At 30.2% G+C, this 11,737-nt stretch carries 11 protein-coding genes; all 11 read left to right on the top strand.

What is annotated here, in order from left to right; genetic code table 11:
• Positions 1-65: 65 nt before the first annotated feature.
• The 11 genes from AC1EUU_RS05515 to AC1EUU_RS05465 all read left to right on the top strand — a co-directional run bounded on the left by AC1EUU_RS05515 (position 66) and on the right by AC1EUU_RS05465 (position 11,735).
• Positions 66-1,181 carry a glycosyltransferase gene (locus AC1EUU_RS05515; RefSeq protein ID WP_480200382.1) on the top strand — a complete coding sequence of 372 codons (1,116 nt, stop codon included), beginning with the start codon at positions 66-68 and terminating at the stop codon, positions 1,179-1,181.
• 8 nt (positions 1,182-1,189) lie between these two features.
• Positions 1,190-2,428, top strand: coding sequence for a hypothetical protein (locus tag AC1EUU_RS05510; RefSeq protein WP_480200381.1), 1,239 nt, complete (start codon positions 1,190-1,192; stop codon positions 2,426-2,428).
• Positions 2,425-3,549, top strand: a complete 1,125-nt coding sequence (locus AC1EUU_RS05505) for a polysaccharide (de)acetylase (RefSeq protein WP_480200380.1) — start codon at positions 2,425-2,427, stop codon at positions 3,547-3,549. Before AC1EUU_RS05510 ends, AC1EUU_RS05505 begins: the two co-directional genes overlap by 4 nt.
• Positions 3,546-4,574 carry an ATP-grasp domain-containing protein gene (locus AC1EUU_RS05500; RefSeq protein WP_480200379.1) on the top strand — a complete coding sequence of 343 codons (1,029 nt, stop codon included), beginning with the start codon at positions 3,546-3,548 and terminating at the stop codon, positions 4,572-4,574. Before AC1EUU_RS05505 ends, AC1EUU_RS05500 begins: the two co-directional genes overlap by 4 nt.
• A complete protein-coding gene (locus tag AC1EUU_RS05495; RefSeq protein WP_480200378.1) occupies positions 4,567-5,643 on the top strand; it encodes a glycosyltransferase family 4 protein in 1,077 nt (358 codons plus the stop codon). The genes AC1EUU_RS05500 and AC1EUU_RS05495 overlap by 8 nt, the downstream gene beginning before the upstream one ends.
• Entirely contained in the window at positions 5,640-6,776 is a 1,137-nt protein-coding gene (locus AC1EUU_RS05490) for a glycosyltransferase (RefSeq protein ID WP_480200377.1), read from the top strand. The genes AC1EUU_RS05495 and AC1EUU_RS05490 overlap by 4 nt, the downstream gene beginning before the upstream one ends.
• On the top strand, positions 6,757-7,923 hold the full coding sequence (locus AC1EUU_RS05485) for a glycosyltransferase family 4 protein (RefSeq protein ID WP_480200376.1): 1,167 nt from the start codon (positions 6,757-6,759) through the stop codon (positions 7,921-7,923). The genes AC1EUU_RS05490 and AC1EUU_RS05485 overlap by 20 nt, the downstream gene beginning before the upstream one ends.
• The gene (locus AC1EUU_RS05480; protein ID WP_480200375.1) at positions 7,920-9,059 is read left to right on the top strand and encodes a polysaccharide (de)acetylase; all 1,140 of its coding nucleotides are present in this window, start codon (positions 7,920-7,922) and stop codon (positions 9,057-9,059) included. The genes AC1EUU_RS05485 and AC1EUU_RS05480 overlap by 4 nt, the downstream gene beginning before the upstream one ends.
• Positions 9,052-9,657: a sugar transferase gene (locus AC1EUU_RS05475; protein WP_480200374.1), complete on the top strand. Its 606-nt coding sequence runs from the start codon at positions 9,052-9,054 to the stop codon at positions 9,655-9,657. Before AC1EUU_RS05480 ends, AC1EUU_RS05475 begins: the two co-directional genes overlap by 8 nt.
• A 71-nt stretch (positions 9,658-9,728) precedes the next feature.
• Positions 9,729-10,670, top strand: coding sequence for a sugar-transfer associated ATP-grasp domain-containing protein (locus AC1EUU_RS05470; protein WP_480200373.1), 942 nt, complete (start codon positions 9,729-9,731; stop codon positions 10,668-10,670).
• A gap of 6 nt (positions 10,671-10,676) precedes the next feature.
• A complete protein-coding gene (locus tag AC1EUU_RS05465; RefSeq protein WP_480200372.1) occupies positions 10,677-11,735 on the top strand; it encodes an ATP-grasp domain-containing protein in 1,059 nt (352 codons plus the stop codon).
• Positions 11,736-11,737: the final 2 nt, after the last annotated feature.

Below are 11,737 nucleotides of genomic sequence, written 5' to 3'. Positions count from 1 at the left end.
TAAAATATTATTATCATATTTAACTAGGTATCTTTGTCACTAACACATAAATGATTCATGTAAATATGAATGAAAAGAAAAAAATACTTATTGTTTCACGCTCTTTTTACCCTCAAAACTCCCCAAGATCTTTTCGAACTACCGAGTTAGCTAAAGAATTGGTAAGACAAGGACATTTAGTTACGGTGTTGACGCCAAAAATAAGAGATCATGATGAATTTGAATCTGAATATGGGGTTATAATAAAAAACTTGGGAAATCCAGAATGGAAATCAATTGAGTTGAAAGGTTCAGGTATTAACTTGTATTTGAGAAGAATTATTAAACGATTTTCAAGTTTGTTATTTGAGTATCCCAACATCGAACTTTTAAGTTTGGTTAAAAATAAACTTAGGCAGGAACACAAATACGATGCTCTAATATCTATTGCAGTGCCTTACCCAATCCATTGGGGTGTTGCAAGAGTGTGGTCTAAAAATTGTAATAATAATCTGGCAAAAAAATGGATTGCCGATTGTGGAGACCCTTATATGGGACAGGAAAATGATACTTTTAATAAACCTTTTTATTTCAAGTATATTGAGAAATGGTTTATGCGTAAAGCTGATTACATTACGGTACCGACCAATGGCTCGATTAATGGATACTACCCTGAATTTCACTCTAAAATAAAAGTTATCCCGCAAGGATTTCGTTTTGAAGATGTGCAAATAAGAGACATAAAAAAGGATAAAAGGCCCTTTCCAATCTTTGGTTATGCTGGTATGTTTATTCCAGGTAGAAGAGATCCTAGTGAATTCTTAGATTATTTGTGTTCTATAGAAAGAAAGTTTGAATTTCATATATACACTAAGACTACTAGTTTAGTAGAGCCATTTATCAAAAAATCTAAGGGAAGAATTCGAATTAAACCTTTTCTCCCAAGAAACCAACTACTTTATGAATTAAGTAAAATGAGTTTTATGGTTAATTTTGAGAATGTAGGAGATAAACAAACTCCAAGTAAGTTAATAGATTATGTAATCATTGAAAAACCAATTTTGTCCATTAGAACAGGTGATTTAAGCAGGGATATTATTAATGAATTCTTAGACGCTAATTATAAAAATGCTAAAATAATTGAAAATCCAGAACAATATAGAATTGAAAATGTTTGCAAAAAATTTATAAATCTAATTTAATCTTATCTATGTCAGATGTTTTTATAAGATGGATTATGTTTTTTATAAATCCATTTATAGCAATGATTTTATCGTTTCAAGAATACACAAAGCCATATGCTAAAAATATGTTTTGGGCATTTTGTATTTTTTATGGTTTAACTTTTACCATCGGGAGGGAATCTCAAGGAAGTGATATTAATAGGTATGTTTATGAACTAAGCCAATTGCATAGCCAACCTAACTTAACAATTAACGGTGCCATTGATTATTTTAAGAATTCTGGCGAGATTGATGTTTTGAGAATTCTTATATCTTATACAGTTTCACGTTTTACCGAGAGTCAAGCTATATTGACTATGGTATATGCCTTGATTTTTGGTTATTTCTTTTCTAGAAATATCTGGTATGTTTTTAGTTTATTAAAGAATAGGCTTAATCTACTGACCAAAATGCTTATGCTAACATTGATTTTGGTAATGCCTATTTGGCAAATTGGAGGTTTTAGAATGTGGACAGCTTTTCACATATTTATTTATGGATTACTACCATTTATTTTTGAGCGAAAAAAAAATAAATTAATTTTTGTTTTTCTTTCATTTTGGGTTCATTTTTCATATATAATTCCAATTGGTGTTTTTATAATTTATGCTATTTTGGGTAATAGAGTGAGACTGTTTTTTGCATTTTTTATTTTATCATTTTTAATATCTGAAATAAATATTGGAGCGGTTAATGATACCATTGATGGTTTTTTACCTCCCGTATTGGCTGATAGAACTTCAAGTTATTTGCTGGATTCTGAGATAGATAAATATAGAGAAGGGTTATTAAACAATACTTCAAATTGGTACGTCGTATGGAAAACTAAAGCCCTGAGCTGGGGATTAATAGGTCTATTGACTTATTTGTTCTTTTATGCTCAAAAGAAAATAATGTTAAACTTTGAGCTTAAAAGGTTACTTTCGATTACATTATTAATGTATACTTTGGCGAATATTTTAATGCATATTCCTTCTGGAATTAGATTTTTGAATATTGCATTTTTCTTAGCACTAACACTGGCAATATTTTATTTGGATAGATTTAACTCAGATTATAATTTTAAACAATTAACTAAATATCTTGCTCCAGTATTTTTACTTTTTATAATAGTGTCTATTAGAAGAGGTTTTTATTCAACAAGCATAACATCCATACTTGGAAACCCAATTATGGCAATAATTAGTATTGGAAACAATATGTCACTTAACGATTTAATTAAATGAGTTTAACTGATAAAATTAGATTAAACATCAATAATATTCCCGGTTGGAGAACCGATAGAAAAATTGTCGTTTTGGAAAGTGATGATTGGGGGAGTATCCGTATGCCTTCGAGGGACATATTTGGAAAATTAAATGAGCAAGGCTACATACCTACGAATGATTATTATAATAGATTTGATTCTTTAGCTAGCGCTGAAGATTTGTCCAATTTATTCGAAACACTTATATCTGTAAAAGATAAAAATAAAAATTCGGCCGTTCTAACGGCAAATACCATAGTGGCTAATCCAGATTTTAAAAAGGTTAAAGATTGTCATTATCAAGAGTACCATTATGAAGTTTTTACAGATACTTTAAAAAAATACCCCAAGCATTCAAATTCTTTTAATATTTGGAAGCAGGGAATGCTCGCGGAGGTTTTTCACCCCCAATTTCATGGGAGAGATCATGTAAATACAAGTGCTTGGTTGAACAAATTAGCATCTAACGACTCGATTACTATGGTTGCCTTTAATAATGGATTACTGGGGTTAAGAGAAAACACTAAAGTTAAAAATAGAGATTATTATTTTATGAGGGCATTAGATTTTAGAAATACCGTCGATTTGGAAACCAAATTAAATGGAATACAAAATGGAGCAGATATATTTAATGATATTTTTGGGTATAGATCAAAATCTTTTATAGCTCCATCTTATGTGTGGAATGATGACGTAGAGAATATTTTAGAAAAGAAAGGAGTAAAATATATTCAAGGTATCCGATTACAAAAAAAGCCTATTCTAAAAAAGAATGAATTAGTAAATAAGATACATTTTTTAGGAAACAAGAATAAAATTGGCCAAACTTACCTTATCAGAAATGTTTTTTTTGAACCTTCACTTACCAAAGATAAAAATCAAATAATTGAGAAAACTTTGAATAGAATAAAAATTGCTTTTAAATGGAAAAAGCCTGCTATTATTGGATCTCATAGAATTAATTATATTGGTTTTATTAACGAAAAGAATAGGGATTATAATTTAGTTTTACTTAAAACTTTATTAACAAATATCGTTAATAATTGGCCAGATGTTGAATTTATGACGTCGGATGAACTAGGTGATTTAATTGAAAAATGAAAATAGCAATACATAATAGTAAAAATGGTTTTCACCGAAGGTGGGTAACCTATTGCGAGAGAAATAATATCGGATATAAAATTGTAAATTGCTATGATAACGATATTATACAGCAATTAAAAGAATTTGACGCTTTTCTTTGGCATCATAGCCATTCGAAGTCTGAAGATATTTTATTCGCAAAGGAATTATTATTTTCTTTAGAAAAATTAGGACTCGCTGTATTTCCAAACTTTTATACGGGTTGGCATTTTGATGATAAAGTCGGACAAAAATATTTATTAGAAGCTGTTAATGCCCCGTTGGTTAAATCATACGTGTTTTATTCTAAAACTGATGCATTGAATTGGGTTGAGAAAACTTCTTTTCCAAAGGTATTTAAATTAAGAAAGGGAGCAGGTTCTGCCAATGTAAAATTGATAAAAACGAAACATCAGGCCGTTAAGCATATAAAAAAGGCCTTTGCCAGAGGGTTCAGGCTCTATAAACCCTTAACAAACCTAAAAGAAAGGTGGAGAAAATACAAGTTAGGTTTGACCGATCTTAAAGATGTTTTTAGAGGTATAGTGCGCTTTTATGTAGAGCCTGAGTTTTCAAAAACCATTGGTTATGAGAGAGGATATGTATACTTCCAAGATTTTGTACCTAATAATACCTATGATATTAGAATAATAGTAATTGGTAAAAAAGCTTTTGCGTTAAAACGTATGGTAAGAAAAGGAGACTTTAGAGCCTCAGGTGGAGGGGAATTAAGATTTGAAAAGAAAGAATTTGATCAACGATGCATTGAAATATCTTTTCAGGTATCTCAAAAATTAAATACGCAGTGCTTGGCTTATGATTTTGTATTTGATGAAGGTAATAACCCGCTAATTGTAGAAATTAGTTATGGTTTTGCAGTTGAGGCTTATGACTTATGCCCTGGTTATTGGGATGAGAATTTAAATTGGTATGAAGGAGCTTTTACTCCCCAGAATTGGATGATTGAAGATTTAATATTAGCTATAAAAAATAATAATGAATAGAATTTTAATTGTAATTCATTCGTTAAAAGTTGGTGGCATGGAAAGAGTTGCCTCAGTTTTAGCTAATCAATTGGCTACAAAAAAAGATTATGAAATACACATTATTTTATATGGAATTGAAAGGGATATTTTTTACTCTTTGGACTCCAATATAGCTGTTCATAGACCTAGTTTTAAGTTTAATAATAAACTTCGTATAATTTCAACATTAAAAACACTTTATTTTTTAAGAAAAAAAATAAAAAATTTGGAACCAGATACAGTTTTAAGTTTTGGAGAGTATTGGAATAATTTAGTTCTGTTGGCCACTTTAAACTTAAAAGTACCTGTTTATATAGCTGATCGCAGTACACCTTTTAAAGATTTAGGTAAAACTCAAAACATTTTAAGAAAATATTTGTACCCGAGGGCTAATGGTTTAATTGTTCAAACTGAAAAAGCTGCTAGAATTTATAAAAAAAAAATTAGAAATTTAGATATTAGTGTAATCGAGAATCCAGTTCAGGAAGCAAAACCTCTTCAAAATGTTAAGAGAGAAAATATAATCTTAACCGTTGGAAGATTAATTGAGACAAAACATTTTGATAGATTGATTAAAATTTTCTCAAAATTATATGAATACAATTGGAAACTAGTGATTGTTGGAGGAAACTCGAAGAAACAAAATGTAAAAGAAAAATTAGAGAAAATTATAGAGGATTTAAAATTAGAGAATCAAGTAATCTTAACCGGTAATCAAAAGGATGTAATGAATTATTACGCGAAAAGCAAAATATTTGCTTTTACCTCTAGTTCTGAGGGTTTTCCAAATGTAATTGTTGAAGCAATGTCAGCAGGACTACCAGTAGTTGCTTATGATTGCGTTGCAGGTCCTTCAGAAATAATTACCAATAAAGAAGATGGTTTTATTATACCATTATTTAATGACTCTTTATTTTATGAAAAACTTAAATTCTTGATAAATAACAATAAAAAGAGGCAAAACATGGGGTTAAGGGCTATTGAAAACAGTAAAAAATATAATTCCAATGTTATTTCAGAGAAATTTTTAAAAGTAATTACAAATTGAGAATTTTAATTAATACGGCTTCCACTTTTAAAGGAGGAGGGCTTCAGGTTGCTAAGTCATTTATAGAGGAGTGTAAAAAGTTTGACACTAACCAATATTACGTGGTGTTAAGCGTTACACTTAATAAAATGGTTGTTGAAGACGAATTCCCAGAGAATTTTTCTTTTTATATAGCTCCTTTTAGACCAGCTACTGCGGTATTCAAGTTAAAATCGCATAACAATTTTTTTAAAAAAATTGAGAAAGAATGGAAACCAGATATTGTATTCACAACCTCAGGCCCTTCATATTGGAAACCTAAAGTTCCTCATTTGATGGGTTATAATATCCCACATTATATATACCCAGAATCCCCCTACTTTAATACAATACCTTATAAAAGAAAATTGTGGTGGACAGGAATGAAAATCTATGCTAAGTATGTGTTTAAAAGGGATGCTGATGCTTTAGTTGTACAAACAGAAGACGTAAATCATAGAGTTAAGAAATTTTTAAATAAGTCAAAGGTATATACAGTTCATAATACGATAAATACTCATTTTCTAAAAATTAAAAAGTCTCAAAAGAGGCTTCAAGAAAGAAAACCCGGTGAATTTAGATTCTTAACACTTTCAGCATGGTATCCACATAAAAATTTACGTATTATTCCTAAAATAATAGAAAAATTAAATAAAGACAATTTAAAGATTAAGTTTATCGTTACCTTACCTAAGGAGGATTTCTCTTTACTTACTCAAGAGATTAATAATGCGAATCTTATTAATGTTGGTCCAGTTAAAATAGAAGATGCACCATCATTATATTCTGAATGTGATGCTATGTTTCTACCTACTTTATTAGAATGTTTTTCTGCTTCATATGTTGAAGCGATGAAAATGAAAAAACCAATTGTTACTAGTAATTTTGGGTTTGCTCATACCGTTTGTAAAGAAGCTGCTATATACTTTGATCCTATGAACGCTTCTGATATAGCGAATAAAATTATTGAATTGGTAGATTCAGATAAACTTCAGAAAAATTTAATAAAAAAAGGCACTGATAGATTAAGTATTTTTGGTTCTGCTGAGAATAGAGCAAAACAATATCTTGACATTTGTAAAACTTTGATTGACAATGATGAACTTGGAGTCTAAAGAGAATAATCGAAAAGTTGTGGTAGTCAATCAGGCTGTTAACTATTTAACTATAGGAATTTGCAACGAATTTGCCAATAAGTTTTCTGAAGTGTCACTTGTTACAGGAAGTGTTCATAGCCAGGGAGAAGATCTTAATGAAAAAATAAAGGTAACATATATAAATAAATGGAAGGAAGAGCATGGGGTAACAAAACTCCTAATATATATAAGAGCTCTTTTCAAAATTTATTTTTTGTTAAGAACCAAATACAGAAAACATGAAGTCTTTTTTGTGTCGGTGCCTCCTATGGCTTATTTACTTAATTTATTAGTTCCTAATAGATTTAGCATGTTAATATGGGACGTATATCCTGATGTTTTTAAGATTACAGGAATGGCAGAAACGCATCCAGTCTACAAATTATGGGGCAAATTAAATAAATATTCTTTTAGAAAGGCTCATAAACTTTTTACAATTGGAGACGAAATGGCCAATTTATTGTCTAAATATGTAGATAAACAAAAAATAATTGTGCAACCAATCTGGTCTATATTTCAGGAAAATATTAAGATTTCCAAAGAAAATAATCCTTTTGTGAAAAATCATAATTTGCAAAACAAGTTTGTAATACAATATTCTGGAAATATCGGTTTAACTCACAAAGTAGAAGTGATGATTACTCTTGCTGAAAAAATGGCTGATGATGATGATATACTATTTCAGATTATTGGAAGAGGTCCACGTAAGAAAAAATTACAAAGAATGGTTGAAGAAAAACAGTTGGAAAACTGTTACTTTTTACCTTTTCAATCAGATGATTTGTTTCCATATTCGTTATCTGCTGCTGATGTAGGAATAGTAATTTTAGATGAAAAAACTTCAAAAGGAAGCGTTCCGAGTAAAACATATAATTTAATGAGCTTTGGCATACCTTCTTTATATATAGCTGCGGCAGACTCCGAATTAAATAGTTATGCTCAAAAATATCTTAACGCTAAATGCTTTACAGAAAAAGAGTTAGATAAAGCAACTGAATACATTCTAAAATTATACAACGATAAAAAATATTATAAACTTTTATCTGAAAATAGTAGTAAAGCATCGATGAATTTTAAAAGAAACAATGCATCTAAAATGATTAAATCTTATAATGACCTTGGATGAAGCAAGATATACTAAATCATATAAAAAACATATATGGTTGGAGGACCAAACGTAAGATTATAGTTATTTCTGTAGATGACTATGGTAATGTTCGTTTAGATAGTAAAAAAGCAAGGGAAAATATGGATAAAATGGGTGTTAAGGCTGTTGGTCCGACCTTCGATAACTTTGACACTTTAGAAAACACTGAAGATTTGAATATGCTATTTGACGTATTAACATCGGTGAAAGATAGAAATAACAAACCCGCCATTTTTACTCCGTTTTCACTTCCATGTAATATTGATTTTGAAGCCATGAAACAAAATGGTTATTCTAAATATGTTTATGAATTACTACCTGTTACTTTTGAAAAATTGGCATTAAAGCACCCAAATGCATATTCAGGCACCTGGAAGTTGTGGAAGGAAGGAATTGAACAAGGATTAATGAAACCGCAATTTCATGGTAGAGAGCATTTTAATCTCAAGGTTTTCGAAGAGAGTTTAAAATCGAAAAATAGAGAAGTTATAATTGCTCTTCAAAATAGATCATTTACAGGATTTTTAGACACAGGGTACTCAACAATAAAACGGTCGGCTGCATTTTCTTTTTCAAAACTGGAAGAAAATAAACAGTTTAAATATATTATTGAAGATGGATTGAATCAATTCGAAAATGTTTTTGGTTATAAATCAACTCATTTCAACCCGCCGGGAGGAAGAGAACATTCAATCATACATAAATACCTATATAATTGTGGAATAAAATATTTAGATACACCTTTAATAAAACATGAACATCGAGGGGAAGGAAAATATGTTAGAGTTTATAATTACACAGGTAAGAAAAACACCTTGGGTATGGTATATCAAGTACGTAATGTAGTTTTTGAGCCAATTAATAAGAGAAGTTTTAATTGGGTAAATTATGCTTTAAGGCAAATAGAAACTGCTTTTTTCTGGAACAAACCGGCCATTATAAGTTCGCATAGAGTAAATTTTTGCGGACACATAGACCCTAAAAATAGAAAAAAAGGGATTGATGCATTACAAGAGTTGCTCAAAAAAATAGTTGCTAGATGGCCAGATGTAGAATTTATGTCTTCAGATGAATTGGGTGATTTGATAGTACAAAGTAAAACAAAATATGTATAGAAACTTTATCAAAAGGATTGTCGATTTTCTAGTAAGCCTAACATTGCTAGTAGCTTTATTACCCGCTCTTGTTCTGATTATAGCTATTCTTTTAGTTCAGAATCAAGGCTCACCATTTTTTTTTCAAGCAAGGCCAGGTAAAGACGAAAAAGAAATAAAAGTGATTAAGTTCAAGTCTATGACCGATGCCAAGGATGAAAATGGAAATCTACTTCCCGACAAGGAAAGAATTACTAAATTTGGGGCTTTTATTCGCAACACATCTTTAGATGAGCTACCACAGTTGGTAAATGTTTTAAAAGGAGATATGAGTTTGATTGGACCGAGACCTTTATTGTTTAAGTATATACCTTTATTTAATAAAGATCAAAAAAGGAGACATAAAGTGAAGCCTGGAATAACCGGATGGGCTCAGGTAAATGGAAGAAATAGTATTTCGTGGACAAAAAAGTTTGAATATGACATCTATTATATTGATAACATCTCATTTTTACTTGATGTAAAAATATTATGGTTAACCCTTTTAAAAGTGATTAAAAAAGAAGGAGTTAATCAATCAGATAATAGACCTATGCAACCTTTTAATGGTAGTAATTAATTATGTTAAAAAGATTTCTATACTTGGTATATTATTTCAAAGAATTAGATTGGGTCAAACTCAATAAATTCATGAAATTTGTTAATCAGAAAGAAGGAATTTCGAAATTGGTTTTATGGAAGAGAAGCATTTCGGATTCTATACGATATAATACATCTATTTTAGAATATTTTTATTTTAAGTATTATAAAGCTACTAAAGAGGAAAAATTATCATATGCGGGCACGGGTTATATGTATGAATATCAAAAAATAATGAACCCTCAAGAGAGTAGGTATTTATTAGAGGATAAATTGATTTTCTTAGAAAAGTACGCACCATATGTAAAACATAGCTATTTTACAATTCTTGATTTAGATAATAAAAAGAAGATTGATTCTGTTATTAATAACAAATCTGGTAAAATCGTATTAAAAGATTCTAAAGGGCAATGTGGTAACGGTGTCGAAGTAAAAAAAGTTAGTGATTTTACACTTGATTCATTATTAAAAAGGTTAAAAGAAACCGGTAATGATTTTGTAGAAGAATATATAGAGCAACATAATGATTTAAATAGGTTATCTCCATCGGGGCTCAATACAATAAGAATCATAACTCAAATAAATAAAAAAGATCAAGTTGAAATTTTAGGAGCTAGACTAAGAATTACTATAAATTCGTCAATTGATAATTTAGCTGCTGGTAATATGGCTGCACCAATAAATTTAGAAACAGGTATTGTTGATGGAGAAGCCGTTTTTAGTGATATTACTAAAAAACCTTTAGTAAAGCATCCGATAACGAACCGAAAAATTATTGATTTTCAGATTCCTTATTGGAAAGAATCTTTACAAATGGTGGAAGAAGCGGCGTTACTGCATCCAGAAAACAAATCCATTGGCTGGGATGTTGCCATAACTAATTATGGCCCTGAATTACTGGAAGGAAATCATGATTGGTGTAAACTTTTATGGCAGTTACCAGCTCAAAAGGGGCTTAAGCCTGTTTTAGAAAAACATATGAAAGAACTTTAGAGAAAAATGAAAGTATTAGTTACCGGAGTGGGAGGCCCAACCCCCAGAAGCTTTGTAAAAGCGATTAAAAACTATAGTAATTTGAAAGATATTGAATTTATAGGTACTGATATTAATTCACTTTCTATCGGATTATATCAAAAGAATCTTTTTAAGTATTCGTATCTTATTCCAAAAGCTTCGGATGCTAATTACTGGGATGCCATAGAAGAGATTATTAAAAAGCATGAAATTGAAGTAGCAGTAGTTCTACCAGAATTAGAAGTTTTGGAATGGAGTAAAAGAAAAGAACAAAGTAAATTACCTTGTAAGGTATTGTTACCAGATCATAATCTGGCTCAATTTTTAGTTGATAAAGCTAAGATGACAAGCATACTTTCAGAGATTAATATTGTTCCAAAATCAATTTCATTTTCAAGAAAAGAAGAAAAATTAAGGGAGATTGGGGATGCTTTAGGTTATCCGTATTGGGTAAGAAGCACGAGTGGATCTAGTGGGCTTGGATCGCTGCAAATACATGATATAAATTCTTTAAAGAATTGGATTCAAATAAACCCAAATGTTAAACAATTTTTGGCTAGTGAATACTTACCTGGTAGAAACCTTGCCTGTAAGTTATTGTATTACGAAGGTAAGTTGTTAAGAGCGGCAGTAGCTGAACGCGTTAATTATATTATGGCTAAAGTAGCGCCGTCTGGAATTACCGGTAATACTTCTTTTGGAAGATTATTGAATGAATCAAATATTGTAGATGAAGCTAGTAAAGCCATGAATTTAATGTTCAAGCATACGGGTGCTCAGAAACACGGTTTTTTTACAGTTGATTTTAAAGAAGATTTGCATGGTAAACCACTTATTACTGAAGTTAATGTTCGCCATGTAGCTTTTACGCAATGTTTCGCTGCTGGAGGAGCAAATTTTCCAGCTGACACGTTAAAACTGTTATTAGAAAATGAAAATCTCGATAATGATTTCAAAGTTTATGAATTTGAAAAAGATTTAATTTTTTTAAGAGATGTAGATGAGTTACCCATGATTTTGAAAGAAAACGAACTATTTACTTAGGT

Source organism: Maritimimonas sp. 2205BS37-2 (genome assembly GCF_056591755.1).
The sequence above is the reverse complement of the archived record's forward strand: the minus strand, read 5'-3'. Positions and strand labels throughout refer to the sequence as shown.

Bases quoted from the DNA above. Each gene is read 5' to 3' on its own strand.
- AC1EUU_RS05515 (WP_480200382.1), top strand. From the start codon at position 66: ATGAATGAAAAGAAAAAAATACTTATTGTTTCACGCTCTTTTTACCCT.
- AC1EUU_RS05510 (WP_480200381.1), top strand. From the start codon at position 1,190: ATGTCAGATGTTTTTATAAGATGGATTATGTTTTTTATAAATCCATTT.
- AC1EUU_RS05505 (WP_480200380.1), top strand. From the start codon at position 2,425: ATGAGTTTAACTGATAAAATTAGATTAAACATCAATAATATTCCCGGT.
- AC1EUU_RS05500 (WP_480200379.1), top strand. From the start codon at position 3,546: ATGAAAATAGCAATACATAATAGTAAAAATGGTTTTCACCGAAGGTGG.
- AC1EUU_RS05495 (WP_480200378.1), top strand. From the start codon at position 4,567: ATGAATAGAATTTTAATTGTAATTCATTCGTTAAAAGTTGGTGGCATG.
- AC1EUU_RS05485 (WP_480200376.1), top strand. From the start codon at position 6,757: ATGATGAACTTGGAGTCTAAAGAGAATAATCGAAAAGTTGTGGTAGTC.
- AC1EUU_RS05480 (WP_480200375.1), top strand. From the start codon at position 7,920: ATGAAGCAAGATATACTAAATCATATAAAAAACATATATGGTTGGAGG.
- AC1EUU_RS05475 (WP_480200374.1), top strand. From the start codon at position 9,052: ATGTATAGAAACTTTATCAAAAGGATTGTCGATTTTCTAGTAAGCCTA.
- AC1EUU_RS05470 (WP_480200373.1), top strand. From the start codon at position 9,729: ATGAAATTTGTTAATCAGAAAGAAGGAATTTCGAAATTGGTTTTATGG.
- AC1EUU_RS05465 (WP_480200372.1), top strand. From the start codon at position 10,677: ATGAAAGTATTAGTTACCGGAGTGGGAGGCCCAACCCCCAGAAGCTTT.